Raw genomic sequence first — 23,683 nt, forward strand, 5'->3', positions numbered from 1 at the left:
ACACCGCACGACACACCCCGGCGACCGACGCCCAACCGGCCGCGGGGACTCAGCAGAACCGCCCCCCGCGCACTCGCCGGGCGGGCGGAGAAGCGAGCGAGAGGAAACCGGCGAGCGACGCCCAACCGGCCGCCGGGACTCAGCAGAACCGCCCCCTGAGCATTCGCCGGGTGGGCGGAGAAGCGAGCGAAAGGAATGCCGCATGACCGTCACCGTGCGCAGGTCGGGCGAGAGCGCCGGCAGCGCCTACGCCCTGTCGCATCTGGACGTGCTGGAGTCCGAGGCCGTCCACATCTTCCGTGAGGTGGCCGGCGAGTTCGAGCGCCCGGTGATCCTCTTCTCGGGCGGCAAGGACTCCATCGTCATGCTCCACCTGGCGCTGAAGGCGTTCGCCCCCGCGCCCCTGCCGTTCTCACTGCTGCACGTCGACACCGGGCACAACTTCCCCGAGGTGATCGCCTACCGGGACCGTGTCGTCGCCCAGCAGGGGCTGCGTCTGCACGTCGCCTCCGTCCAGGACTTCATCGACCGCGGGGAACTGCGCGAGCGCCCCGACGGCACCCGGAACCCCCTCCAGACCGTGCCGCTGCTCGACGCCATCGACAAGAACCGCTTCGACGCCGTCTTCGGCGGCGGGCGGCGCGACGAGGAGAAGGCCCGCGCCAAGGAGCGGGTGTTCTCGCTGCGCGACGAGTTCGGCGGCTGGGACCCGCGCCGCCAGCGCCCCGAGCTGTGGCAGCTCTACAACGGGCGGCACGCCCCCGGCGAGCACGTCCGCGTCTTCCCGCTGTCCAACTGGACCGAGCTGGACGTGTGGCAGTACATCGCCCGGGAGAAGATCGAGATCCCGGAGATCTACTACGCCCACGAGCGCGAGGTCTTCCTCCGGGACGGCATGTGGCTGGCTCCCGGCGAGTGGGGCGGCCCGCGTGACGGAGAGGTGATCGAGCGGCGTCTCGTCCGTTACCGCACGGTCGGGGACATGTCCTGCACGGGCGCCGTGGACTCCGACGCCGAGACCATCGAGCAGATCATCACGGAGATCGCCGCCTCGCGGCTGACCGAGCGGGGCGCGACCCGCGCCGACGACAAGCTGTCGGAGGCCGCCATGGAGGACCGCAAGCGCGAGGGATATTTCTGATGAGCACCCGCGCCACCGAGGCCGCCACCCCCGCCGACGTCACCGGCACCGCGCTGCTGCGGTTCGCGACCGCCGGCTCCGTCGACGACGGCAAGTCGACGCTCGTCGGGCGGCTGCTGCACGACTCGAAGTCGGTGCTGGCCGACCAGTTGGAGGCCGTCACCCACGCCTCCCTCAGCCGCGGTCAGGACACCCCGGACCTGGCGCTGCTCACCGACGGCCTGCGCGCCGAGCGGGAGCAGGGCATCACCATCGACGTCGCCTACCGGTACTTCGCGACGCCCCGCCGCCGGTTCATCCTGGCCGACACCCCCGGGCACGTGCAGTACACGCGGAACATGGTGACCGGCGCCTCCACCGCCGAGCTGGCCATCATCCTGGTCGACGCCCGCAACGGCGTGGTCGAGCAGACCCGCCGCCACGCCGCCGTCGCCGCGCTGCTGCGCGTCCCGCACGTGGTGCTCGCCGTCAACAAGATGGACCTCGTCGGCTACGCGGAGGACGCGTTCGCCCGCATCGCCGGGGAGTTCACGGCGTACGCGGCGTCCCTCGGCGTCCCGGACATCACCGCGATCCCGATCTCGGCGCTCGCCGGTGACAACGTGGTGAGCCCCTCCGCCGCCATGGACTGGTACGGCGGCCCGACGGTGCTGGAGCACCTGGAGACCGTGCCCGTCACGCACGACCCGACCGCGGACCCCGCCCGGTTCCCGGTCCAGTACGTCATCCGTCCCCAGACCGCCGAGCACCCCGACTTCCGCGGCTACGCCGGGCAGATCGCCTCCGGTGTGCTGCGCGTCGGTCAGCGCGTGGTCGTCCAGCCCTCGGGCCGGACCAGTGTGATCGAGCGCATCGACGCGCTGGGCCAGTCCGTGGACACGGCCTGGGCGCCGCAGTCGGTCACCCTCACCCTCACCGACGACCTGGACATCTCCCGCGGCGACCTGATCGCGCCCGCCGACGGCGCCGCGACCCCGTCCCAGGACATCACCGCCACCGTCTGCCACCTGCACGACCGGCCGCTGACCCCGGGTGCCCGGGTGCTGCTGAAGCACGCCACCCGCACGGTCAAGGCCATCGTCAAGGAGATCCCGTCCCGCCTGACGCTGGACGACCTCTCCCACCACGCCGAGCCGGGCGAGTTGCTGCCCAACGACATCGGCCGCGTGGTGATCCGCACCTCGGAGCCGCTGGCGATGGACGCCTACGCGGACTCCCGGACGACCGGTTCGTTCCTGCTGATCGACCCGGCCGACGGCACGACCCTGACGGCAGGCATGGCCGGCGACGCCTTCGGGGGCGCCGCCGCGCAGGCACCCGACGACGAAACGGATGGGTGGGACTTCTGACCATGACGGAAGACGTCTTCTCGACGTTCGCCAAGGAAGGCGGACGGATAGGCAGCGGTGCCCTCGGCAGTGGCGAGGGCGGCATGGGCCCCTGTGCGGTGCGCTGACCCGACAGCGCTCACCGACGTCCCCTGCCCGCACCGACTCAGCCTTTCCGAGAGGAACGCATCCTTCATGAACGCCGCTCGTCCGCATGCCATAAGACCTGCCCGCCGCCTGATCGCAGCCGCGGCGGCGCTGCCCCTGCTGATCGGTTCCCTGGCCGCCTGCGGCTACGGCTCCGACGCCGACGACGACGGCTCGTCCGCGTCGGCCGACACGCCTGTGAGCGGTGAGAGCCTCTCCACCGACGAGGTGGCGATCGGGTACTTCGCCAACATCACGCACGCCACCGCCGTCGTCGGTCTCCGGGAGGACGGCGGGCTGATCCGGCAGGAGCTGGAGTCGCACGGCACCGAGCCGGCGATCCAGACGTTCAACGCGGGCCCCGCGGTGATCGAGGCGCTCAACGCCGGCTCGATCGACGTGGCGTTCATCGGCCCCAACCCGGCCATCAACGGCTTCGCCCAGTCCGGCGGCGAGAGCTTGCGCATCGTCTCCGGCGCGGCGTCGGGCGGCGCGTCCCTGGTGGTGAACCCGGACGAGATCCAGAGCCTCGACGACCTCGCCGGCAAGGACATCGCGACCCCGCAGCTCGGCAACACGCAGGACGTGGCCCTGCTCAGCTACCTGGCCGACAACGGCTACGAGGTGGACGCCGAGGCCGGCACCGGCGACGTGTCCGTGCTGCGCATCGCCAACGCGGACATCCCCGCCGCGTTCGACGGCGGCGACATCGACGGCGCCTGGGTCCCCGAGCCCACCGCCTCCAAGCTGGTCGCCGGCGGCGCGGAGACGCTGCTGGACGAGGGCGAGCTGTGGGAGAACGGGCAGTACGTGACGACCCACGTCATCGCCTCCCAGGAGTTCCTGTCCGAGCACGAGGACGTCGTCGAGGCGATCATCCGCGGCGTCGTGGGCACCAACGGCTGGATCGGCGAGAACCCGGACGAGGCCAAGAACACGTTCAACGCGGAGCTGGGCCGTCTCCCCGGCGGCAGCGAGCTGCCCGCCGAGGTGCTCGACCCGGCGTGGGAGCACGTCGAGTTCACCAACGACCCGCTGGCGTCGACCCTGGCGACGGGCGCCGAGAACGCCGTGAACGCGGGGCTGCTGGAGGAGACGGATCTGACCGGTATCTACGACCTGTCGATCCTCAACCGGGTGCTGGCCGACGAGGGTCTGCCGGAGATCACCGACGACGCCGGCCTGGGCGTCGAGTAGCACCGCACCGGACGACCCCACTCCCCAGGAGGTGACACCGATGGCCATCGCCCTCGACAAGCCGGAACGTGAAGGCACCACCGACACCGCCGGATACGCGGTCCGCTTCGACCACGTGTCGAAGTCCTTCGGCCGTGCCGGCAAGCAGCAGCTCGTGCTGGACGACATCAGCCTCGACGTCGCGCCCGGGGAGTTCGTCACCCTGCTCGGCGCGTCGGGCTGCGGCAAGTCCACGCTGCTCAACCTGACCGCGGGGCTCGACGCGGCGTCCGCCGGGACCATCTCGGTTCCCGGCGGGCGCCCCGCCCTGATGTTCCAGGAGCACGCGCTGTTCCCGTGGCTGACCGCGGGCAAGAACGTCGAACTGGCCCTGCGGCTGCGCGGGGTCCCCAAGGCGCAGCGCCGTCCCGAGGCGGAGCGGCTGCTCAGCCTGGTCCGGCTCCAGGGCTCGTACGACAAGCGCGTCCACGAGCTGTCCGGCGGTATGCGGCAGCGCGTGGCGCTGGCCCGGGCGCTCGCCCAGGCCAGCCAGCTCCTGCTGATGGACGAGCCGTTCGCCGCGCTCGACGCCATCACCCGGGACGTGCTGCACGAGGAGCTGACGCGGATCTGGACGGAGACCGGCGTCTCCGTCCTGTTCGTCACGCACAACGTGCGCGAGGCGGTGCGCCTGGCGCAGCGCGTCATCCTGCTGTCGTCCCGGCCGGGCCGGATCGCGCACGAGTGGCGCGTCGACATCGAGCAGCCGCGCCGTATCGAGGACGCCGCCGTCTCCGCGCTCTCCGTGGAGATCACCGAACGCCTCCGGGAGGAGATCCGCCGCCATGGGCAGCAGTGAGACGACGACGAAGGACGAGCAGCCCGATCTCGCGGGTCTGGAGGCCGGGCTCGACGCGCTGGAGTCCGGCGGCGGCGACGAGCGGCCGAACGCCGGCCGGGTCCTGCTGACCAAGGTCCTGCCGCCGCTGGTCGCGGTGGCGCTGGTGCTGCTGGTCTGGCAGCTCGCGTACTGGGCCGACCTCCAGAAGGACTACCTGCTGCCCAGCCCCGGGGACGTCTGGGCCGAGTACGAGGAGATGTGGCGGGAGGGGACGCTTTTCGAGTTCATCTGGACCAGCGTCTCGCGCGGCATCCTCGGCTTCATGATCGCCGTCGCCATCGGCACGCCACTGGGCCTGCTGGTGGCCCGGGTGAAGCTGGTACGGGCCGCGATCGGGCCGATCCTGACCGGCCTCCAGTCGCTGCCGTCCATCGCGTGGGTGCCGGCGGCCATCATCTGGTTCGGGCTGAACAACAGCGCGATCTACGCCGTGGTGCTGCTGGGCGCGGTGCCGTCCATCGCCAACGGGATCGTGGCGGGCGTGGACCAGATCCCGCCGCTGTACCTGCGGGCCGGGCGGATGCTCGGTGCCCGGGGGCTGACCAGTGTGCGGCACGTGCTGCTCCCGGCCGCGCTGCCGGGCTACCTGGCGGGTCTGAAGCAGGGCTGGGCGTTCTCCTGGCGGTCGCTGATGGCGGCCGAGCTGATCGTCCAGTCGCCGAGTCTGGGCACCGGGCTCGGGCAGTTGATGGAGACCTACCGGACGCTCCAGAACATGGCCGGTGTGCTCGGCACGATCATCCTGATCCTGATCGTGGGCGTCGCCATCGACCTGCTGTTCTTCTCCCCGCTGGAGCGGCGCGTGCTGCGCAGCCGCGGCCTGCTGTCCCGGGTCTCGTGACAAGGGCCGTGGTCCGCCGCTCATGATCCGGGTCCCACCGGGCTCCGCGCCCGTCCTGCTCGTCGTCGCCCACGGCAGCCGCGATCCGCGGCACGCGGCGACCGTGTCCGCGCTGACCACGCGGGTGCGGTCGCTCGCGCCGGGGCTGCGCGTGGTGACGGGATTTCTCGATTTCACCGTGCCCCGCGTGGACCAGGTCCTCGCGGGGCTCCACGCGCGCGGCACCCGCGAGGTGGTGGCCGTGCCGCTGCTGCTGAGCCGCGCCTTCCACGCCAGGACGGACATCCCCGCCGCCCTGGCGGAGAGCGCGGCGCGGCTGCCGGGCCTGCGTGTCCGGCAGGCCGATGGGCTGGGCCCCTCGCCGCTGGTGACGGCCGCGCTGGAACGGCGGCTGGCCGGCGCGGGGGTCGCGCCGGGCGACCGGGCCCGGACCGGCGTCGTGCTGGCGTCGGCCGGTTCCGGCGACCCGCGGGCGGTCGCCGCGTTCACGGATCTCGCGCGGGCGTGGCGGCGGTCGGCGGGCTGGTGCGCGGTGCGGCCCGCGTTCGCCTCGGCCGCCTCGCCCACGACGGCGGACGCCGTCCGCGCGCTGCGCGCGGACGGCGTCCGGAGGGTGGCGGTCGCGCCCTGTGTGATCGCGCCCGGCCGCCTGCCGGACCGCATCCTGGCGGGCGCCGAGGAGGCGCGGGCCGATGTCGTCGCCCCGGTCCTCGGTGACGCCCCGGAGCTGGCGCGGCTCCTGCTCCAGCGCTGGGCCCAGGCCCGGGGGCACCGGCCGGCCCTGCTCGCGGGCTGACCGGCCGGCGCGGGGCCCGGGGTGATCAGCCGGCCTGCGGCACGTACTTGTACCCGACGCGGCGCACGGTCACGATTCGCTCGCGGTAGCGCTCCCCCAGCTTGCGGCGCAGCCGCGCGATGTGGACGTCCACCGTGCGCTGGTCGCCGACGGGGCCGTAACCCCAGATGGTGGCGACGAGTTGTTCCCGGCTGTAGACGCGGTGCGGGTGCCGCACCAGGTGGGCCAGCAGCTCGAACTCCAGGTAGGTCAGGCTCAGCGGCTCGCCGTCCACGACGGCGGACCGTTTGTCGGTGTCCACGACGATGCCGGGCTCCGGGGCGGCCGGGACCGGGACCGGGACCGGGGCGGGACCGGCCGCCGCGAGCAGCTCGGTGAGCCGGTCGGGCCGGGTCCCGGCCGGGGCGAGCACCAGGTAGCCGACGAGCGGCACCGGGCTGTCCTGACCCCCCGCCGCGGGGGAGTCCGGGACGACCGTGACGGTCACATCGGAGAGTTCGCTCAGATCGGGGAGAGCGGTGAGATGCCGCATGATCGGCTTCCTTCCTCGGGGTAGGGGTCAGGCCGCCGCGGCGGGGGTGTAGTGCTCGGCTTCGTCGCCCTCGACGACACGGCTGTGGTTGCCGTCGACGCCGACGGGCGCGTCTCCGGCGACGGTCACGCGGTGCAGCAGTCGCGGCAGGTCGCCGTAGTCGTCGGGGGCGTAGTGCTGGGTGATGCGGTTGTCGAAGAGGACCAGGTCGCCCGGGGCCCAGTGCCACCGCACGACGTTCTCCGGGCGGGTCACGTATCCCTGGAGGATGCGCAGCAGATCGCGGGACTCGTCGGCGCCGAGGCCGATCAGGCGCTGGGCGAACCCGCCGATGAACAGGCCGCGTTCGCCGGTCTCCGGGTGCACGCGCACCACCGGGTGGGCGGTGCGGTACGTCCGGGAGACGGACTGCCCGCGGTGCTCGGCCGCCTTGGCGTTCCGCGGCTCGGCGTAGTCGTGGTCGTTGGTGTGCACGGCCCACAGCCGGTCGGCCAGCGCGCGCAGCGGCTCGGGCAGGTCGCGGTAGGCGGAACCGGCGTTGGCGATCAGGGTGTTGCCGCCGTAGGGCGGGACGACCAGGCTGCGCAGCGTGGTCGCCTTCGGCGGGGTGCGGACGAAGGTGACGTCGGTGTGCCAGTGGTTGGCGCGGATGCCCTCCTCGCCGTCGACGGGCAGGACGTGGGGCTTGCCCTCGGCCGACGGGACGGTGGGGTGGGCGGTGGTCAACTGGCCGAAGAGCGAGGCGAAACGGAGCTGGGCGGCGTCGTCGAGTGTCTGGCCTCGGAAGAAGAGCGCCTTGTGGTCGAGCAGCGCCGCGTTGATCTCGGAGACGACGGCGGAATCGAGATCGCGGGCGAGATCGACACCGAGGATCTCGGCGCCGATACGGCCGCCCGTCCTGCGGATGTCGAAGCCGGTGGTGGCCATGCGGAGGATGCCTTTCGCAAAAACTGTCTTCTGTGCGGGGGCCGTTATCGCAACGGAGGTAGCCGAATTCGTCCCTCACGGCATGGGCATGGCATAACGCGGCCGGAACAATGCCGGAATCACGCGCGATGACCGGGTGAACCGGTGGGAGGGGAGGGAGAGAACGTCGGCTGGGCGCGGGCGCGGTGCTCAGCGACCGGTGGCACAGATGGCGCTGGCCTGCCGCCGAAGATCGACGTGCAGCCGCGCTACAAGAAAGGCAGCCTGACTCACGATAGGTGAGCATGCCAGCGAAGACCTGGGCGCGTCAAGGTATTTCCGCTGAGTGGTCCGGCGTGAATTTGACCTCGGCCGGGCGGCGCTGTCACTGTTGCGCCATGCCGACCAGCAAGCGCTTCTTTTCACGATGGCACGTGGACCTCGTCCGCGTGGCCAGCGCGCTGTGTCGCAGCGGTCGTCGTTCCTAGACGGCCGCGCCCGGTGTTCGCCGCGGGTGCGGGTCTTTCGCGTTCCCCACTTCCGCGTCTCACACCGTTTCCGAGGAATCATGTCCGCGCTTTCCTCCGCGCTCCCCGCGCCCTTCGCGGCCTCCGTTGTCGCGACACCCTCCCGACTCGCCGAAACGGCACGCCGGTTCGCCGCGCACCCGCGCTCCTGGCGGCCCCATGTGCGCTTCACCCGGCCGGACCGCTGGTACCGGCGGCTGGAGCTGGCCGCCGACCACGAGGTGTGGCTGCTGTCCTGGCTGCCGGGGCAGGGCACCGAGATCCATGACCACGGCGGCTCGTCGGGGGCGTTCCTCGTCGTCGACGGCACGCTGACCGAGCGCGCGTTCCCCGCCCCCGGGCGGCGGGGGACCGAACCCGTCCGGCAGTTGGACATGGGCGGGCTGCGCTCGTTCGGCCCCCGGTACATCCACGAGGTGCGCAACGAGGGCACGCGGCCGGCCGTCAGCATCCACGTCTACGGCCCGGCCCTCAGCAGCCAGTCGTTCTACCGCCGGGACGCGGACGGGGTGCTGACCCTCGACCGCACCGAGCCCATCACCCACTGACAGCCCACCGGCAGGGGAGGATCCCGCCATGACCATCGACGCCCATCTGGCCGCCGTCCGCGAGACGTTCGAACGGCTCGGCCCGCGGGAGGCGCACGCCGCCGTGCGGGAGGGAGCCGTTCTCGTGGACACCCGGCCCGCGTTCCAGCGCGACGCCTCCGGCACCGTCCCCGGCGCGCTGATCATCGAGCGCAACCACCTGGAGTGGCGCTGCGACCCGGCCAGCGGCGCCTCGGTCCCCGAGGCGACCGGCCGGGACGTGCGGTGGATCGTGTTCTGCGACGAGGGGTACGCCTCCTCCCTGGCCGCCGCCTCGCTGCGGGCCATCGGCCTGCCCCGCGCGACGGATCTGGACGGCGGCTTCCAGGCGTGGCGCCGCGCCGGACTGCCGGTGACCCCGCCGTCCGGCGCCTGACACCGGGGGCTCTACGCTCCTGCCATGGGAGCGGAACGCCTGCCGTTCTTCGTCTACGGCACCCTGCGCCCCGGGCAGGTCAACCACGCCTGGGCCCTGCGCGGCCGGACGGCGGCGGAGGAGCCGGCCCGGCTGCCGGGCGCCGTCCTCTACGACGGCCCCGGCTACCCGTACGCGATCCCCGCGCCCCGGGACGCCGGGACCACCGGGATGCCCGCGGTCAGCGGTGAGCTGATCCATCCGCTGCCGGAGCACTACGACGAGGTGCTGGCGGTGCTGGACCGGCTGGGGGAGTACGCGCCGGGCGCGCCGGACAACGTCTACGAGCGCGTGGCCGTCGAGGTGCTGCGGGCGGCCGGCTCCACGGCCCGCGCCTGGGTGTCCCTGGCCGCCGAGCCGCTCGCCGCCCGCCTGCGCGCCTCGGGGACGGCGATCCCCGGCGGCGACTGGCTGCCCGTCTGACGGTTCCGGCGCCGTCAGGCCAGGCGCGTCAGCAGCGCCGCCTCCTTCCCCGGGGGCAGGCCCACCGGGGAGCGCGTCGGGCGGGCCGGGATCGGCGTTCCGGACGACTTCACCCAGGCCCAGGTGTCGGCGACCGTCCCGGCCGCCGGGCGGCACCGCAGTCCCGCCGCCACGGCCCGGGAGACGTCGGACCGGTACATCGCGTCGTGGGGTTCGCCCGGCGGCATCCAGACGGGCAGCTCGGTCCAGGGCTCGATGCCCGCCGCGAGGACCTCCTCCGGCGCCGCCCAGCGGAGTTCGGCGCCGGAGCCGGTCACCCGGACGCAGAGGTCGAGGAGTTCGCCCATCGTGGTGTGGCCCGACGGGCTGACCAGGTCGTACGGCCCGGCCAGGCCGCGTCCGGCCGCGTCGAGGGTCCAGGCCGCCAGGTCGCGGACGTCGATGTACTGGAGCGGCAGTCCGCGCGGGCCGGGCGCCAGGACGGGGCCGCCGCGCGCGATCCGGGCCAGCCACCACGGCAGCCGCCCGACGTCCTCGTGCGGGCCGAGGATGAGGCCGCAGCGGACCAGCAGCGCGCGGTCCTCGCCGAAGGCCGCGACGGCGGCCAGTTCGCCGCCGCGCTTGTCGCGGGCGTACTCCGTGGCTCCCGCGTCGGGCGACCCGTCCACGACCGGTCCGTCCTCGGCCAGGCCGGCGGGCATCGGCCACGCGTACACCGAGCGGCTGGAGATGTACGTGTAGTGGCGGGCCCGCCCGGCCAGCAGCGCCGCCGCGTCGCGGACGGCGGTCGGCGCGTGGCTCCAGGTGTCCACGACGAGATCCCACGTGTCCCCGGCCGCCGCGAGGGCCACCGGGCCGCCGTCCGCCAGGCGGTCACCGCGCAGCGCGGTCACGCCCGGCGGCGCCGGAACGCTGCCCCGGTTGAACGTGGTGACCGACCAGCCCCTGGCCAGGCCCTCTGCGACGATCGCGCGGCCGACGAAGGCCGTCCCTCCGAGCACCAGCAGTCTCATGCCGCCAGCCTGACCGCCGGACGCGCCCCGGGGAAGGCGCCCCTGCTCTCGGCAGAATCGCGCGGAGCGAACGCGACCGCGGCCGGTCACCGGCCCTTACGTCACGAGACGGGGCGCGACTGCTCCCACGTCCACTCGAACTCCTCGCGGTACGTCTCGAACAGGCTCAGCTCGCCGTCGGCCGCCGGGTCGTCGCGCGCCACGATCTCCCGCCCGCCGCGGCGCAGCACGAGCGCGGGCGTCTCCATGCCGCGGGCGCGCCGCCGGTAGGACTGGACGACGGCGACCCCGTCGGGGGCGTCGGCGTCCACGAAGTAGGCGCTGAAGCGCGGCGTCTCGTCGAAGACGTGGATCTCGAACGCCTCCGGGTCGCGGACCCGGCCGCGGACCCGGCGCACGTGCAGGATGCTCGTCTCCACGGACCGGCCCAGCTCGCCGCGTTTCAGGCCGAGTTCCCGTTCCCGGCGCCGCATCGCGCCGCTGGCCGGGTTGAGGAAGAGCAGCCGCACCCGGCAGCCGGTCTCGGCGAGCCGGACCAGCCGCCGGCCCGGGTAGTTCTGCACGAGGAGGCCGAGACCTATGCCGATCGCGTCCAGCCGCCCGGCGCCCGCGAACAGTTCCTCGGCGGGAAGCTGCCGCTGGAGGCGGACCCGGTCCGGGTGGACGCCCGCCACATCGGTGAACCGGTCCCCCACCAGCCGTTCCACGGCGTCGGCCGGCAGCCGTCCGGCGGTCGGCGGCGCCCCGGAGTCCAGCAGGCGCAGCAGCCGGGCGCAACCGCGCTCCGCCTGCTCCAGCACGGCCCGGCTCATGCCACGATTACGGCTGACGGCGCTGCGGGCCACCTCCAGCTCGTCGAGCGTCAGCTCCACCTCGCGCCGGTTCTCCAAATACGGCGCGAAGCAGGGCCAGTGCTGCACCATGAGTTCACGCAGTTGCGGAAGGGTCAGGAAGGCGAGCACCGTGTCATCGGCAGGATCGATCAGATGCCCCTTGCGGCGGCTGACCTCGCGGAGGGCCGCCGCCCGCTGCACCCACTCCTGCCCGGTCGGCCCCGCGGCGGCCGTCTCCCACTCGGCGCCGTGCACCGGCTCGTACACCGGGCGCAGCACGGCGGCCACCACGGACCGCAGCCGCTGCTCGACCAGGTTGAGCCAGACGTACGCGCGGCCGGCTCGTTCCACGCGGACGCGCACCTCGGACCAGTCCTCGGCGGACCACTCCAGGTCGGCGCCGCCGATCTCCATCGGGCGCGGCACGGGCGCCGCCCCGGCCTGGGCCTCCGCGGTATCGCCCCCGTTTCCCGAGGGCAGTTCCAGCCCGGAGGAGCTCACCGCCTGCACCGCCTTCCGCCCTGCCGATGGATCAAGGAAGCCTACTGCGGCAGCCCCCGCCCGTGCAGCACAGTCCGGAATCAACTGCGCTTGCCCCCGGGGCCGTCGGGGCAGAGGGTTCCCATGACGCCAGCGCGACGTACGCCCACGTCAACCTACCGGGTGCAGCTCCAGCCGGACTTCCCGTTCGCCGCCGCCGCCGGAATTGTCCCCTATGTCGCTTCCCTCGGCGTCTCCCATCTCCACCTGTCCCCCGTGCTGGAGGCCGTTCCCGGTTCCCAGCACGGCTACGACGTCACCGACCACGGCCGGATCAGGGCCGAACTCGGCGGTGAGGAGGGGCTGCGCGAGCTGGCGGCGACCGCCCACGCGCACGGCCTCGGCATCGTGGTGGACATCGTGCCCAACCACATGGCCGTGCCGTCCGACACCGGTGTCAACGCGCCGCTGTGGGAGGTGCTGCGGGACGGCCCGGAGGCGGAGCGCGCGGGCTGGTTCGACATCGACTGGGAGGCGGGCGGCGGCCGGGTGCTGCTGCCGGTGCTGGGCGGGCCGCTGGGCGAGGAGCTGGACGCGCTGACGCAGGCCGGCGGCGAACTGCGGTACGGGGACCGCCGCCTCCCGCTGCGGCCCGGCACCGAGCACCTGCCGCTGCCGGAGGTGCTGGACGCCCAGCACTACCGGCTGGCGTGGTGGCGGCTGGGCCGCACCGACCTCAACTACCGCCGCTTCTTCACCGTTTCCGAGCTGATCGGGGTCCGGGTGGAGGACCCGGCGGTCTTCGAGGCGACGCACGCGGTGATCTTCCGGCTGATGGCGGAGGGGCTGATCGACGGGCTCCGCGTCGACCACCCGGACGGCCTGGCCGACCCGGGCGGCTACCTGCAACGCCTGTACCAGCGCACGGGCGGCGCCTGGATCGTGGCGGAGAAGATCCTCGGCGCCGACGAGCAGCTCCCGGTGAGCTGGCCCATCGCGGGCACCACGGGGTACGACGCGCTGCGGCACATCGACGCGATGTTCACCGACCCCGAGGGCTGCGCCGAACTCACCGAGCACTACCGGGTGTTCACAGGCGCCCCGCCGGACCAGGGCGGCGAGTGGGCGGCCACGGTGCGACGCGCGGCGTACCGCATGATCAACCAGGAACTGGCGGCCGAGCGGGACACGCTGACCCGGCTGGCCGGCCGGATCTGCGCCGCCGTACCGGAGTTGCGGCTGCGCGACCACGCGGCGTGGGCGCTGCGCACGGCGCTGGTCGAACTCCTGGTGCGGCTGCCGGTGTACCGGCCGTACGTCACGGGCGACGCGCCGCCGTCCCCGGTGGACGAGGCGATGCTGGTGACGGCCGCCGACGCGGCCCGTACCGCGTTCGCCGTGCCGGCCGAGGCGGCGGCGGTGGACACCGTGCGGGAGCTGGCGCTCGGCCGGTTCGGGGAGGGCACCGACCTCACCGCGTTCCGCGTGCGGTTCGCCCAGGTGTCGTCCGCGCTGCGGGCCAAGTCGGTGGAGGACACCGCCGGTTACCGGTTCTCGCCACTGCTGTCCGCCGCCGAGGTGGGCGGTGACCCGGGCCGGCCGGCGCTGCCGCCGGAGGCGTTCCACACGTTCTGCGCCCGCCTCCAGCGCGACTGGCCGCTGACCGGCACGGTGCTGTCCACCCACGACACCAAGCGCAGCGCCGACGTCCGGGCCACCATCGCCACCCTGAGCGAACACCCGCGCGGCTGGGCGGATCTGGTCGCCCGGCTGACCGCCGAGACGGCCCGCGACGGGGTACGGGCACCCGATCCGCACGTGGCGTGGACGACGTGGCAGACCGCGTTCGCCCTGGGCTTCCCGGACAAGGAGCGGCTGCTGGCGACGATGCTGAAGACGGTGCGGGAGGCCGGGCTGCACACGAGCTGGACCGAGCAGGAGCCGGCGTACGAGGCGGCGCTGGAACGGTTCGTGCTGGCCGGACCGTGCGGGCCGCCGCACTACGCGCTGGCCGAGTTCGCCCGCGAGCTGGCCCCGCAGATCCGGGCCACCATCCTGGGCACCGCCCTGCTGCACCTGACGATGCCGGGCGTCCCCGACGTCTACCGGGGCAGCGAGCGCCACTACCTGGCCCTGGTGGACCCGGACAACCGCCGTCTGCCGCAGCTCCCCATCGCGCAACTCGCCGCCCTGGACGACGCCCTGGCCCCCGGCTACGTCCTCGCCACCGAGAAGCTGCGGCTGACCGCCGCCGCGCTGCGGCTGCGCCGCGCGCATCCCGACTGGTTCGGCGAGGCGGCCACCTACGAGCCGCTGGCCGCCGAGGGCCCGGCCGCCGACCACTGCCTGGCGTTCGCCCGCAGCGGCCGGGTCGTCACCGCCGTCACCCGCCTCGGCCGCCGCCTGGCCAGGAACGGCGGCTGGGACGGGACGCTCCTGCCGCTGCCGCCGGGCACCTGGCGGGACCTGCTGAGCGGGCGGACCGCGACCGGGAAGGCGCGCCTGGACCGGCTCCTCGCCGGGAGCCCGGTGGCCCTGCTGGTCCGGGACGACGGCACGCCGGACTGAACGCCGCGCGGGACGACGGGCTCAGCGCTCCCCGGCACCGGCCACGGCCAGCCGGAACGCCACCCCGCCGAACCGGATCTGGTCACCGGGCCCGACCGGCACGGTGCCCACGATCCGCCGCCCGTTGACCCAGGTGCCGTTCGCCGAGCCGAGGTCGCTCAGCAGCCAGCCGGTGCCCGTGCCGCGCAGCCTGGCGTGGTGGCGCGACACGCTGGCGTCGCTCAGCCGCAGCCCGCAGCCCGGCGCGCGACCGATGGACAGCGCCTCCCGGGCCGGCGCGGGCAGCAGGAGCTGCGGCAGCCGCTCCGCCCGCCAGGCCGCGCCCACCCGCCGGCGGAACGCGGCGAACCGGGTGACCGACCCGACCACCCAGCCGGGGCTCGGCGGCGGCGACGGCCGCCGCCCCGGCAGGTCGTACAGCACCGCGAACAGTTCGTCGGACAGCCGCGCGGTCATGACCAGCTCGACACGGCGCAGGAACGTGTCCTGCGAGACCCGGCCCTCCACCACGCCCTCGCGGAGCACGTCGAGCGCGCGCTCCCGGTCCGCGTCCGACACGCGGGACGGATAGGCGCTGAACTCGACCGACGTCATACGGGAATTGTCCGCGACGGCGAGCGGGCCTGTCCAGGTGCGGCGAGGGCTGGACGGTCCCGGAACGCTCCACTACTGTGCGGATACGCCCACGAGTCGAGGGAAGGAGGCGCGCCATGTCCGAGATCGGGACCATCACCGACGCGCGCTTCCGCCGCCCCTCCACCGGGCGTTCCCCGGGCTGACCGGAAGCGCCACCGCTTTCCGGAAGGACCTTCATGACCGACCGACTGGTCATCCGCGCGCTCGCCGAGGGCGAGGCGCGCGAGCTGTTCACCTCCATGCCCGGCCTGTCCGACGCCACCCTGCTCGGCCGGGCGCTGCTCGACCCGCCGCTCGACGGCTACGAGACGGTCGCCGCCGGCGGCCAGTACCGGCCCGAGTGGACCTGGGTCGCCCTGCGCGGCGACACGGTCGTGGCCAGGGCCGCCTTCTGGGGCGGCCCCGACGACGAGCAGCCCGTCGCGCTCGACTGGTTCGACTACACCGACCGTGCCGCCGCCGTCGCACTGCTCCGCACCACCCCGCTGCGCGCCGAGTACGAGCTGATCCTGCCGCCCGCCTGGCGGGACGATCCGGCCGTCCGCGCGGCGGCCGAGCGCCGCGTCGAGGCGGCGGCCGAGGCCGGGTACCGGCCGCTGGTCGAGCGGTTCCGCTACCTGTGGACGCCCGCGGCCGGGCTGCCCGAACGGCCGGGACGCCTGGTGTTCCGGCCCGAGCCGGACGACGACGTCATCCTCGACGTGCTGCGCCGCGTGCACACCGCGACCCTCGACTCGCACGCCCGGCGGGCGATCGAGACGGGCGGCGTCGAGCTGGCGGCCCGGGAGGAGCTGGACTTCTTCCGCTGGTGCCCGTCGCCACGCTCCTGGTGGCAGCTCGCCTTCACCCCCGGCGGCGAGCCGGTCGGCCTCCACGTCCCCGCCCGCAACCACGCCAAGCCGGTCGTCGGGTTCATCGGCGTGCTGCCCGAACAGCGCGGCCACGGCTACGGCTACGACCTGCTGGTCGAGTGCACGCGGCACCTCGCGGACGGGGGCGCCACGGAGATCGCGGCGGCCACCGACCTGAAGAACGCGCCGATGGCGGCGGCCTTCGCCCGCGCGGGCTACCCGGTGACCCAGCACCGGTTCTGCATGACCCCGCCGCCCCCGGCATGACCCGTGCGTGATCCGTGCCGGGGCGGCGGGCTGGCCATATGACCGCCCCGGCACGGAGCATGGGTCCCATGCTCTTCGAGGTATGGGCACCACACGCCCGGCGCGTCACACTGCACCTGTCCGACGACAGCTCCGCCATGGAGCCGGATCCCGGGCGGGACGGGTGGTGGCGGGCCCAGGCCGACGCCGCGCCCGGCACCCGGTACGGCTTCGCGCTCGACGACGGACCCGTCCTGCCCGACCCGCGCGCCCGCCGCCTGCCGGACGGGCCGGAGGCGCCGGGCGCGGTCGTGGACCTCGCGGCCCACGCGTGGCGGCACCCGTGGCCGGGACGCGGACTGCCGGGCGCGGTGCTGTACGAGCTGCACGTCGGCACGTTCACCCACGAGGGCACCTTCGACGCGGCGGCCACACGGCTGGGGCACCTGGCCGCGCTGGGCATCACCCATGTGGAGCTGATGCCGGTCTGCTCCTTCCCCGGCCGCCACGGCTGGGGGTACGACGGGGTGGCGCCGTGGGCGGTGCACGAGCCGTACGGCGGGCCCGACGGGCTGCTGCGCTTCGTGGACGCGGCCCACGGGCACGGCCTGGGCGTCGTGCTGGACGTCGTCCACAACCACCTGGGCCCCTCGGGCAACCGGCTGCCCGAGTTCGGCCCGTACTTCACCGACCGGCACCACACCCCCTGGGGCGCGGCGGTCAACCTCGACGCCCCCGGCTCCGACGAGGTCCGGGCGTACTTCGTGGGCAGCGCGGTGGCGTTCCTGCGCGACTACCGGCTGGACGGGCTGCGGCTGGACGCGGTGCACGCGCTGGCCGACGACCGGGCCGAGCACATGCTGGCCGAACTGTCGGCGGCCGTGGACGCGCTGGCGGAGGAGACCGGCCGGCCGCTGTTCCTGATCGCCGAGTCCGACCGGAACGACCCGCGCACCACGGCCCCCCGCGAGGCGAACGGCCACGGGCTGCACGGCCAGTGGAACGACGACTTCCACCACGCCCTGCACACCGCGCTGACCGGCGAGTCGCGGGGCTACTACGCGGACTTCGCACGGGCCCCGCTCGCCGCCCTGGCCAGGACCACGACCCGCGGCTTCTTCCACGACGGCGGGTACTCGTCGTTCCGCGGTCGCCGCCACGGCCGCCCGCTGGACCGGGAGGCGACCTTGGCCCACCGGCTCGTCGGGTACGCCCAGACCCACGACCAGATCGGCAACCGCGCCCTGGGCGACCGGCTGACCGCCCTGGCCGGGGAGCGCCGGGCGGCGGTGGCCGCCGCGCTGGTGCTGTGCGGGCCGTTCACGCCGATGCTCTTCATGGGCGAGGAGTGGGGCGCCACCACGCCCTGGCAGTACTTCACCGACCACCCGGACCCCGACCTCGCCGAGGCCGTACGGGTGGGCCGCCGCCGGGAGTTCGCGGCGCACGGCTGGGCGGCGGAGGAGATCCCCGACCCGCAGGACCCGGCGACGCGGGACCGTTCCTGCCTGCGCTGGCCGGACGACCCGGCGGCGGACCCGCGCTGGGACTGGCACCGCCGGCTGATCGCGATCCGCCGCGACCACATGCCGACCGACCTGCGCCTGGCGGACGTGACGGCCGACCACGACGAGGCGGCGAGCTGGCTGGTGCTGACCAGCGGGCCCCTGACGGTCGCGGCGAACCTCTCCCCCGCCGCCGCGGCCACCGCGCCGCCGCCTCCCGGCCGGTTCGAGGCCCTGGCCACGACCCACCGCTGCCCCCCGCCCGGCGAGGGCCGCGTGTCCCTGCCGCCGGAGTCGGCCGCGGTCCTGCTGCGGCACGCGCCCGCGGCGTGACGTCGGCGCGGTGACGTCGGCGCGGTGACGTCGGTCCGGGGACCGGCCGGGAGGGAGGATCAGCCCATGACCGACGCACTGCCGCTGCACGACGAGCAGGCCGAGCTGGTGACCACCGACGACCGCTGGGCGCTGTCGCTGGACCGCGTGCTCCCCCACCCCGTCGAGGCGGTGTGGGCCGCGCTCACCCGCGCCGAGCAGGTCCCGGCGTGGGCCCCGTTCGCGCCCACCCGCGACCTCGACTCCCCGGGCCCCGTCGGGCTGCCCGAGACGCCCGACGCCGAGCCGGGCGCCCCGGCGGAGGTCCGCCGCGCGGACCGCGACCGCCTGCTGGTCCTCACCCGGGACCGCGACGAGCTGCGCTTCGAGCTGACCCCGGACGTGACCGGGACCCTGCTCCGCCTCACCCACACCTTCACCGACCGCTCGCGGGCACCCGCCTACGCGGCGGGCTGGCACCTGTGCCTGGCCGCCCTCGACGGCACGCTCGCCGGCCTGGAACTCCCCAAGGTCACCGGCGACGCCGCCCGCGCCCACGGCTGGGACGAACTGCACGACCGGTACGGCACGCTCCTGGAGGAACTCTGACCCCACCCCGGGGGGGCAGGCGCTAGCTCTCCACGGCCAGGCGGATGCCGAGGGCGATCATCACGCCGCCGGAGACCTGCTCCAGGCGGCGGCGGGCCCCGGCGCGGGACAGGAAGCGGCGCATCCGGTGGACGCCCCACACGTAGCAGGTGTAGTAGCCCACCTCGAACAGCGACCAGATCGCGGCCAGCAGCAGCATCGTCGCCAGGTGCGGGGCGCCGGAGGGCACGAACTGCGGCAGGAACGCCATCGCGAAGATGCCCGCCTTGGGGTTGGCGAGGTTCAGCAGCAGGCCCGACCGGTAGCTGCGCAGGTCCGACAGGTTCTCCGGGGCCGCCTCCAGACCCGTGTCGCCCGTCCGGCGCGCGGCGCGCAGGGCCTGGACGCCGAAGCCGACCAGGATGACCCCGCCGGCCAGGCGCATCACGTCGTAGGCGACCTCGGAGGCGTCCAGCACCGCGGTGAGACCGAGGGCGGCGAAGACGCCCCACAGGAAGACGCCGCTCTCGTTGCCCAGCACGGTCATCATCCCCGCCCGGCGACCGCGCAGGGAGTTGCGGATGATCAGCACCGAACTCGGCCCGGGGGAAGCGGCGATGAGCAGGCAGGCGCCGAGAAACGCCGGGAGAGTGCTCCACATGCGGTCATCCTGGGGCGTGCGCGCCCCCGCGCTCCACTGCTTTTCACCGCCGTCCCACGCGGCTTCGCCGCCCCTACGATGGCGGGCATGGACTACGACGTGCTGGTGGTCGGCGGGGCGGGCGTGGACACCATCGTCCGTGTCGAGCGGCTGGAGGTGCCGGACCTGGACGTGCTGCACGTGCCGCCCATCCGGGACTACGCGGCCCACACCGGCACCGGGGCGGCGCTCGGGTTCCACGCGCTGGGGCGGCGCGTGAAGTTCATCGACTTCCTCGGCGACGACCCGCAGGGCGACGTGGTCCGGGCGCGGTTCCGGGGCGCGGGGCTGGACTTCGAGACGCTCCCGGCCCCCAACGGGACGCCGCGCAGCGTCAATCTGGTGGACGCCGAGGGGCGGCGGTTCTCGTTCTACGACGGACGGCACCCGGACGGGCTGCTGATGCCGCCCGACTTCGCGCCGCCGCGCGCCGCGCGGGCCCGCCACGTCCACGTCTCCCGCGCCCGCGTCAACCGCGCGCTCCTCGCCGAGCTGGCCCGGCGCGACGTACCCGTGTCCACCGATCTGCACGCCTGGGACGGCGAGAACCCCGACACGCGGCCGTGGGCGTTCGGCGCGGACTACGTGTTCCTCAGCGCCGCGGCCGTCCGGGGCCGGGTGGACGAGGTGCTGCGGACGATCCTGGCCGGTGGCAGGGCACGGCTGGCCGTGGCCACCGACGGCGCGGACGGCTGCCACGTGCTGGCGCGCGGCGACGAGGCGGGAGTGCGGCGCTACCGGGCCGTGACGCCGCCCGACCCGGTGGTGGACAGCAACGGCGCGGGCGACGCGTTCGTCACGGCCTTCCTGCACACCTGGCTCGGGGGCGGCCCCGACCTCCTCGACCGGTCCGTGCTGGCCGGCCTGGTGTCCGGCGCGTTCGCCTGCACCGTGCACGGCACGCACGAACGGCACATCACCGCCGCGGAGCTGGCCGCGGCGGTGCGCGCGCTCAGGACTCCTGATCCTGCGGATCGAGCCGGATGGAGATGGAGTTGATGCAGTACCGCAGGTCGGTCGGCGTGCCGTAGCCCTCGCCCTCGAAGACGTGCCCGAGGTGCGAGCCGCAGGTGGCGCACCGGACCTCGGTGCGGGGCCGGCCGGGCAGCGAGTGGTCGGGCAGGGTCTCGACGGCGTCGGAGTCGGCCGGGTCGTAGAACGACGGCCAGCCGCAGTGCGAGTCGAACTTGGTCTCCGAGCGGAACAGCTCGGCACCGCAGGCCCGGCAGTGGTAGACGCCGACCGTCTTGGTGTCGGTGTACTCACCGACGAACGGCGCCTCGGTGCCGGCCTGGCGCAGCACCCGGTACTCCTCGGCGGTCAGCTCGCCGCGCCACTCCTCGTCGGTCTTGTTCACCCGGTAACCCATGGGATGCCTCCTGATTCTCAGCCGGAGAGCCGGGCGAGGATCTTCGGTCCCAGCTCGGTGACGTCGCCGGCTCCCATGGTGAGAACCACATCACCGGGGCCGGCCATTCCGGCGACCACGTCGGGCACGGCGTCCTTGCCGTACCCCGCGCGGACGTCCGCGCCATGCGCGCGGGCCGCGTCGACGATCAGCGCGCTGGTCACGCCGGGGATGGGGTCCTCCCGGGCGGGATAGATGTCCAGCACCACGCAGCCGTCGGCCGCGGCCAGGGCCTCGCCCATCTCGGCGGCCAGCTCCCTGGTCCGGCTGAACAGGTGCGGCTGGAAGACGACGAACACCCGGCCGTCGCCGCCGCCGCGGATCGCGTCCAGGTCGGCGGCCATCTCCGTGGGGTGGTGGGCGTAGGAGTCGATGATCTGGACGCCGCGCGCCTCGCCCTTGAGCTGGAGGCGGCGGCGCACGCCGGTGTACGTCCCCAGGGCGCGCGCCAGCTCGGGCGCCGGCACGCCGGCGGCCACGCCCGCGGCGAGCGCGGCGACGGCGTTGTGCGCGTAGTGGCGGCCCGGCACGGAGACGCCGAACGTCAGCTCCTCGCCGCCGAGGACGACGGTGACCTCGCTGGTCAGCCGGGCCTGCCGGACGTCGATGACCCGCACGTCGGCGTCGGGCGACTCGCCGTAGGTGACGATCCGCGGGTCCGCGCGCCCGGCGAGGCGGGCGGTCAGCTCGCGCGCCCCCTCCTGGTCGGCGTTGACGACCAGGGTGCCGCCGGGGACGATCCGGTCGGCGAACGTCGCGAACGACTCATGGATCTCGTCCATGGAGGCGTAGTTGGCGTGGTGGTCCAGCTCCACGTTGAGGATGATCGCGACCTCGGGCCGGTACCGGTGGAAGCTGCGGTCGCTCTCGTCGGCCTCGGCGACGAACAGCTCGCCCTCGCCGTGCTCCGCGTTCGACCCGGGGGCGTCGAGGTCGCCGCCGATGGCGTAGGACGGGCCGAGGCCCAGGGCGGTGAGGGCGACCGCGAGCATCGAGGTGGTGGTCGTCTTGCCGTGCGTGCCGGCCACGGCGATGGCCCGCCGCCCCGCCATCAGCCCGGCGAGCGCCTCCGAACGGTGGACGGCCGGGATGCCGCGCCGCGCCGCCTCGGCCAGCTCGGGGTTGTCCTGCCGGATGGCGCTGGAGACGACGACACAGGTCGCGCCGGGCGCCAGGTGCGCCGCGTCGTGGCCGATGCTCACGGTCACGCCGAGGGCGCGCAGGGCGGCGGCGGTCTCCGAGTCGCGCGCGTCGCTGCCCGCGACCCGGGCGCCGCGCCGGGCGAGGATCTTGGCGATGCCCGACATGCCCGCGCCGCCGATGCCGATGAAGTGGGGCTGTTCCATGGCGGGCGGGATCGCCGGTGTCATGCGTGTGTCTCCCTGGTGTCCCTGGCTGTCGTCCCTGGTCGAGGCGTGCCCCACGATTGTCGCACCCGGGCGGGAGCCGGGCTCATTCTCCGTGCGCGAACAGCCGCAGGACCGGGACCCCGACCTTGTGCCGGGCGCGGGAGGCCCAGTCCCGGTGGAACAGCTCCTCGACGTAGTGCGGCGCGGTCAGCACGACCACCTCGTCGGCGTGGGTCTGCCGGACCACGGAGGACAGCAGATCCAGCGGATGGTCCTCGATGACCTGGCCGACGGCCTCGGCGCCCGCCGCCCGCAGCGCGTCCAGCGAGTGGCGCAGCCCCCGCTCGGCCGCCGGGAGCGCGTCGGGGCCCTCCGGCTCCTCGTTCTCGCGCACCGCGTCGCCGAACTCGCCGAGCGCCACGTCGTCCAGCGCGCGGAGCAGCCGGTCCTGGTCGCCGCGCGGCTGCATCAGCACGACGAAGGACTGGTCCTCGTCGGTATGCAGGGTGGTGACCAGCTCGACGTCGGTGGGCACCATGGGCTTCTCGATCATCAGAACGGTCGTGATCACGGTAAGCGCCCTTCGTCGGGCCGGGTCCCGAGCATCCCGGCAGAAACCATCCTTCACCACCACCGCACGGGACAGCGCGCTTTTCCTCCTGCCCGGACCAGGATAAGCGGAACGTGCCGTTCCGCAGATTGTCAGACCCTGCGGTAGCGGCTGAAGAGGAAGCCGGCGTCCTCCAGCAGATCGGTCAGTTCCAGCTCCGCGGGCTCGGTCAGCTCGGGCCCGCTCATCACGCGCGGGGCGGTCCCGGCCGTGAACCGGGGCGAGATCGTCAGGCACAGCTCGTCGAACGCCGCCGCCGCCGCGAACTGCCCGAGCAGCCGGGGGCCGCCCTCGGTGAGCAGCCGGGTGTGACCGCGCCTGACCAGCTCCGGCTTGACGCGCAGCGGATCGACCCGCGCCTCGTCACCCGCCGTGATCACCTCGACGCCCGCCTCCTCGGCGGCGGCCAGGGCGGTGCGGGGTGCCTTGGCGCCCGTGATGATCATCGTCGGCACCTCCGCCTCGGTGAACAGCGGCAGCGAGAAGTCCAGGTGCAGCCCGGCGCTGATGACGGCGATGGCCGGAACGGGCGTCTGCCCGGCGGCGATCCGGCGCGCGACGAACTCTTCGCGCCGGCGCGCGGGCCGGTAGCGCTCCTCGCGGACCGTCTCAGCGCCGACGATCACCACGTCCGCCAGCGCGCGCAGCACCCCGAAGATCCGCATGTCCACGGCGTTGGAGATCGGCTGTGTCCGCCCGCCGTGGTAGGCGGCGCCGTCCGCCGTGGAGACCATGTTCGCGCGCAGCCAGCCGTCCCCGGGCAGGGGGCCTTCCGGGTCCGCGTAGGCGGCGGCCAGCTCGGACAGGTCCCATTCGTGATCGTCGCCGCCGGCGGGCGGGGGGAACAAGCGTCGCATGGGCGGC

The 23,683-nt window shown here is 74.1% G+C and carries 26 protein-coding genes; 15 read left to right on the plus strand and 11 right to left on the minus strand.

The annotated features are described in order from the left end of the window. Window positions 1–202: 202 nt before the first annotated feature. From cysD to BN2279_RS19220, 6 genes are all read left to right on the plus strand, one after another. The gene (gene cysD, locus BN2279_RS19195; RefSeq protein WP_059011317.1) at window positions 203–1,141 is read left to right on the plus strand and encodes a sulfate adenylyltransferase subunit CysD; all 939 of its coding nucleotides are present in this window, start codon (window positions 203–205) and stop codon (window positions 1,139–1,141) included. Beyond that, window positions 1,141–2,490 carry a sulfate adenylyltransferase subunit 1 gene (locus BN2279_RS19200; protein ID WP_059011318.1) on the plus strand — a complete coding sequence of 450 codons (1,350 nt, stop codon included), beginning with the start codon at window positions 1,141–1,143 and terminating at the stop codon, window positions 2,488–2,490. The genes cysD and BN2279_RS19200 overlap by 1 nt, the downstream gene beginning before the upstream one ends. A gap of 174 nt (window positions 2,491–2,664) precedes the next feature. Then, window positions 2,665–3,813, plus strand: coding sequence for an ABC transporter substrate-binding protein (locus BN2279_RS19205; RefSeq protein ID WP_059011320.1), 1,149 nt, complete (start codon window positions 2,665–2,667; stop codon window positions 3,811–3,813). 40 nt (window positions 3,814–3,853) lie between these two features. After that, the gene (locus BN2279_RS19210; RefSeq protein ID WP_079032315.1) at window positions 3,854–4,651 is read left to right on the plus strand and encodes an ABC transporter ATP-binding protein; all 798 of its coding nucleotides are present in this window, start codon (window positions 3,854–3,856) and stop codon (window positions 4,649–4,651) included. Further along, entirely contained in the window at window positions 4,638–5,534 is an 897-nt protein-coding gene (locus BN2279_RS19215) for an ABC transporter permease (protein WP_059011324.1), read from the plus strand. The genes BN2279_RS19210 and BN2279_RS19215 overlap by 14 nt, the downstream gene beginning before the upstream one ends. A 22-nt stretch (window positions 5,535–5,556) precedes the next feature. Further along, the gene (locus BN2279_RS19220; RefSeq protein ID WP_059011326.1) at window positions 5,557–6,330 is read left to right on the plus strand and encodes a sirohydrochlorin chelatase; all 774 of its coding nucleotides are present in this window, start codon (window positions 5,557–5,559) and stop codon (window positions 6,328–6,330) included. Between the two features lie 25 nt (window positions 6,331–6,355). Here BN2279_RS19220 and BN2279_RS19225 read toward each other — a convergent pair whose 3' ends face one another. The 3 genes from BN2279_RS19225 to BN2279_RS31535 form a co-directional block, all read right to left on the minus strand. Then, a complete protein-coding gene (locus BN2279_RS19225) occupies window positions 6,356–6,862 on the minus strand; it encodes a winged helix-turn-helix domain-containing protein (RefSeq protein ID WP_079032316.1) in 507 nt (168 codons plus the stop codon). Window positions 6,863–6,889: 27 nt separating this feature from the next. Then, window positions 6,890–7,789 carry a TauD/TfdA dioxygenase family protein gene (locus BN2279_RS19230; protein WP_059011330.1) on the minus strand — a complete coding sequence of 300 codons (900 nt, stop codon included), beginning with the start codon at window positions 7,787–7,789 and terminating at the stop codon, window positions 6,890–6,892. Between the two features lie 189 nt (window positions 7,790–7,978). Continuing rightward, entirely contained in the window at window positions 7,979–8,194 is a 216-nt protein-coding gene (locus tag BN2279_RS31535; RefSeq protein ID WP_407702270.1) for a putative leader peptide, read from the minus strand. Between BN2279_RS31535 and BN2279_RS31540 the strand changes: the two genes are divergently transcribed. The 4 genes from BN2279_RS31540 to BN2279_RS19245 all read left to right on the plus strand — a co-directional run bounded on the left by BN2279_RS31540 (window position 8,167) and on the right by BN2279_RS19245 (window position 9,720). Continuing rightward, window positions 8,167–8,256: a putative leader peptide gene (locus BN2279_RS31540; protein ID WP_407702271.1), complete on the plus strand. Its 90-nt coding sequence runs from the start codon at window positions 8,167–8,169 to the stop codon at window positions 8,254–8,256. The genes BN2279_RS31535 and BN2279_RS31540 overlap by 28 nt on opposite strands. Window positions 8,257–8,336: 80 nt before the next feature. Beyond that, a complete protein-coding gene (locus tag BN2279_RS19235; RefSeq protein WP_059011332.1) occupies window positions 8,337–8,843 on the plus strand; it encodes a cysteine dioxygenase in 507 nt (168 codons plus the stop codon). Between the two features lie 28 nt (window positions 8,844–8,871). After that, window positions 8,872–9,258 (plus strand): rhodanese-like domain-containing protein, encoded by a 387-nt coding sequence (locus tag BN2279_RS19240; RefSeq protein WP_059011334.1) that lies wholly within the window; start codon window positions 8,872–8,874, stop codon window positions 9,256–9,258. 24 nt (window positions 9,259–9,282) lie between these two features. Next, window positions 9,283–9,720 carry a gamma-glutamylcyclotransferase family protein gene (locus BN2279_RS19245; RefSeq protein WP_059011336.1) on the plus strand — a complete coding sequence of 146 codons (438 nt, stop codon included), beginning with the start codon at window positions 9,283–9,285 and terminating at the stop codon, window positions 9,718–9,720. A 14-nt stretch (window positions 9,721–9,734) separates the two neighbouring features. Here the strand turns inward: BN2279_RS19245 and BN2279_RS19250 are convergent, their stop codons facing one another. Both BN2279_RS19250 and BN2279_RS19255 read right to left on the minus strand, forming a co-directional pair. Beyond that, entirely contained in the window at window positions 9,735–10,733 is a 999-nt protein-coding gene (locus BN2279_RS19250; RefSeq protein ID WP_059011338.1) for an NAD-dependent epimerase/dehydratase family protein, read from the minus strand. 101 nt (window positions 10,734–10,834) lie between these two features. Next, the gene (locus BN2279_RS19255) at window positions 10,835–12,067 is read right to left on the minus strand and encodes an SAV2148 family HEPN domain-containing protein (RefSeq protein WP_059012562.1); all 1,233 of its coding nucleotides are present in this window, start codon (window positions 12,065–12,067) and stop codon (window positions 10,835–10,837) included. A gap of 123 nt (window positions 12,068–12,190) precedes the next feature. On the opposite strand from BN2279_RS19255, the gene treY reads away from it, so the two are divergent. Beyond that, on the plus strand, window positions 12,191–14,614 hold the full coding sequence (gene treY / locus BN2279_RS19260) for a malto-oligosyltrehalose synthase (protein WP_059011340.1): 2,424 nt from the start codon (window positions 12,191–12,193) through the stop codon (window positions 14,612–14,614). A 21-nt stretch (window positions 14,615–14,635) separates the two neighbouring features. Here the strand turns inward: treY and BN2279_RS19265 are convergent, their stop codons facing one another. Next, window positions 14,636–15,208, minus strand: a complete 573-nt coding sequence (locus tag BN2279_RS19265; protein ID WP_059011342.1) for a DUF1707 and FHA domain-containing protein — start codon at window positions 15,206–15,208, stop codon at window positions 14,636–14,638. A 218-nt stretch (window positions 15,209–15,426) separates the two neighbouring features. On the opposite strand from BN2279_RS19265, the gene BN2279_RS19270 reads away from it, so the two are divergent. From BN2279_RS19270 to BN2279_RS19280, 3 genes are all read left to right on the plus strand, one after another. Further along, a complete protein-coding gene (locus tag BN2279_RS19270; protein WP_059011344.1) occupies window positions 15,427–16,368 on the plus strand; it encodes a GNAT family N-acetyltransferase in 942 nt (313 codons plus the stop codon). 68 nt (window positions 16,369–16,436) lie between these two features. Further along, entirely contained in the window at window positions 16,437–18,185 is a 1,749-nt protein-coding gene (treZ, locus tag BN2279_RS19275) for a malto-oligosyltrehalose trehalohydrolase (protein WP_059011346.1), read from the plus strand. 66 nt (window positions 18,186–18,251) lie between these two features. Then, complete coding sequence (locus BN2279_RS19280; protein WP_059011348.1) at window positions 18,252–18,773, plus strand: SRPBCC domain-containing protein; 522 nt, start codon at window positions 18,252–18,254, stop codon at window positions 18,771–18,773. Window positions 18,774–18,795: 22 nt separating this feature from the next. Here the strand turns inward: BN2279_RS19280 and BN2279_RS19285 are convergent, their stop codons facing one another. Further along, a complete protein-coding gene (locus tag BN2279_RS19285) occupies window positions 18,796–19,413 on the minus strand; it encodes a LysE family translocator (RefSeq protein ID WP_059011349.1) in 618 nt (205 codons plus the stop codon). A gap of 87 nt (window positions 19,414–19,500) precedes the next feature. Here BN2279_RS19285 and BN2279_RS19290 point away from each other — a divergent pair, with 87 nt between their 5' ends. Beyond that, the gene (locus tag BN2279_RS19290; RefSeq protein ID WP_324612853.1) at window positions 19,501–20,451 is read left to right on the plus strand and encodes a carbohydrate kinase family protein; all 951 of its coding nucleotides are present in this window, start codon (window positions 19,501–19,503) and stop codon (window positions 20,449–20,451) included. Here the strand turns inward: BN2279_RS19290 and msrB are convergent. The 4 genes from msrB to BN2279_RS19310 form a co-directional block, all read right to left on the minus strand. Next, window positions 20,405–20,821, minus strand: a complete 417-nt coding sequence (gene msrB / locus BN2279_RS19295; RefSeq protein WP_059011353.1) for a peptide-methionine (R)-S-oxide reductase MsrB — start codon at window positions 20,819–20,821, stop codon at window positions 20,405–20,407. The two genes, BN2279_RS19290 and msrB, sit on opposite strands and share 47 nt — an antisense overlap. 17 nt (window positions 20,822–20,838) lie before the next feature. Next, a complete protein-coding gene (murC, locus tag BN2279_RS19300) occupies window positions 20,839–22,230 on the minus strand; it encodes a UDP-N-acetylmuramate--L-alanine ligase (protein ID WP_059011355.1) in 1,392 nt (463 codons plus the stop codon). An 82-nt stretch (window positions 22,231–22,312) separates the two neighbouring features. Then, window positions 22,313–22,780 carry a hypothetical protein gene (locus BN2279_RS19305; protein WP_059011357.1) on the minus strand — a complete coding sequence of 156 codons (468 nt, stop codon included), beginning with the start codon at window positions 22,778–22,780 and terminating at the stop codon, window positions 22,313–22,315. Between the two features lie 131 nt (window positions 22,781–22,911). After that, window positions 22,912–23,676 (minus strand): pyrimidine reductase family protein, encoded by a 765-nt coding sequence (locus BN2279_RS19310; RefSeq protein WP_059011359.1) that lies wholly within the window; start codon window positions 23,674–23,676, stop codon window positions 22,912–22,914. Window positions 23,677–23,683: the final 7 nt, after the last annotated feature.

Origin of the sequence: Streptomyces specialis, assembly GCF_001493375.1 — a bacterium.
Lineage (GTDB): Bacteria > Actinomycetota > Actinomycetes > Streptomycetales > Streptomycetaceae > Streptomyces > Streptomyces specialis.

What these genes read in the sequence shown, in the direction of transcription:
- cysD (WP_059011317.1), top strand. Translation starts at nt 203, where the DNA reads ATGACCGTCACCGTGCGCAGGTCGGGCGAGAGCGCCGGCAGCGCCTAC.
- BN2279_RS19200 (WP_059011318.1), top strand. Translation starts at nt 1,141, where the DNA reads ATGAGCACCCGCGCCACCGAGGCCGCCACCCCCGCCGACGTCACCGGC.
- BN2279_RS19205 (WP_059011320.1), top strand. Translation starts at nt 2,665, where the DNA reads ATGAACGCCGCTCGTCCGCATGCCATAAGACCTGCCCGCCGCCTGATC.
- BN2279_RS19210 (WP_079032315.1), top strand. Translation starts at nt 3,854, where the DNA reads ATGGCCATCGCCCTCGACAAGCCGGAACGTGAAGGCACCACCGACACC.
- BN2279_RS19215 (WP_059011324.1), top strand. Translation starts at nt 4,638, where the DNA reads ATGGGCAGCAGTGAGACGACGACGAAGGACGAGCAGCCCGATCTCGCG.
- BN2279_RS19220 (WP_059011326.1), top strand. Translation starts at nt 5,557, where the DNA reads ATGATCCGGGTCCCACCGGGCTCCGCGCCCGTCCTGCTCGTCGTCGCC.
- BN2279_RS19225 (WP_079032316.1), bottom strand. Translation starts at nt 6,862, where the DNA reads ATGCGGCATCTCACCGCTCTCCCCGATCTGAGCGAACTCTCCGATGTG.
- BN2279_RS19230 (WP_059011330.1), bottom strand. Translation starts at nt 7,789, where the DNA reads ATGGCCACCACCGGCTTCGACATCCGCAGGACGGGCGGCCGTATCGGC.
- BN2279_RS31540 (WP_407702271.1), top strand. Translation starts at nt 8,167, where the DNA reads ATGCCGACCAGCAAGCGCTTCTTTTCACGATGGCACGTGGACCTCGTC.
- BN2279_RS19235 (WP_059011332.1), top strand. Translation starts at nt 8,337, where the DNA reads ATGTCCGCGCTTTCCTCCGCGCTCCCCGCGCCCTTCGCGGCCTCCGTT.
- BN2279_RS19240 (WP_059011334.1), top strand. Translation starts at nt 8,872, where the DNA reads ATGACCATCGACGCCCATCTGGCCGCCGTCCGCGAGACGTTCGAACGG.
- BN2279_RS19245 (WP_059011336.1), top strand. Translation starts at nt 9,283, where the DNA reads ATGGGAGCGGAACGCCTGCCGTTCTTCGTCTACGGCACCCTGCGCCCC.
- BN2279_RS19250 (WP_059011338.1), bottom strand. Translation starts at nt 10,733, where the DNA reads ATGAGACTGCTGGTGCTCGGAGGGACGGCCTTCGTCGGCCGCGCGATC.
- treY (WP_059011340.1), top strand. Translation starts at nt 12,191, where the DNA reads ATGACGCCAGCGCGACGTACGCCCACGTCAACCTACCGGGTGCAGCTC.
- BN2279_RS19265 (WP_059011342.1), bottom strand. Translation starts at nt 15,208, where the DNA reads ATGACGTCGGTCGAGTTCAGCGCCTATCCGTCCCGCGTGTCGGACGCG.
- BN2279_RS19270 (WP_059011344.1), top strand. Translation starts at nt 15,427, where the DNA reads ATGACCGACCGACTGGTCATCCGCGCGCTCGCCGAGGGCGAGGCGCGC.
- treZ (WP_059011346.1), top strand. Translation starts at nt 16,437, where the DNA reads ATGCTCTTCGAGGTATGGGCACCACACGCCCGGCGCGTCACACTGCAC.
- BN2279_RS19280 (WP_059011348.1), top strand. Translation starts at nt 18,252, where the DNA reads ATGACCGACGCACTGCCGCTGCACGACGAGCAGGCCGAGCTGGTGACC.
- BN2279_RS19285 (WP_059011349.1), bottom strand. Translation starts at nt 19,413, where the DNA reads ATGTGGAGCACTCTCCCGGCGTTTCTCGGCGCCTGCCTGCTCATCGCC.
- BN2279_RS19290 (WP_324612853.1), top strand. Translation starts at nt 19,501, where the DNA reads ATGGACTACGACGTGCTGGTGGTCGGCGGGGCGGGCGTGGACACCATC.
- msrB (WP_059011353.1), bottom strand. Translation starts at nt 20,821, where the DNA reads ATGGGTTACCGGGTGAACAAGACCGACGAGGAGTGGCGCGGCGAGCTG.
- murC (WP_059011355.1), bottom strand. Translation starts at nt 22,230, where the DNA reads ATGACACCGGCGATCCCGCCCGCCATGGAACAGCCCCACTTCATCGGC.
- BN2279_RS19310 (WP_059011359.1), bottom strand. Translation starts at nt 23,676, where the DNA reads ATGCGACGCTTGTTCCCCCCGCCCGCCGGCGGCGACGATCACGAATGG.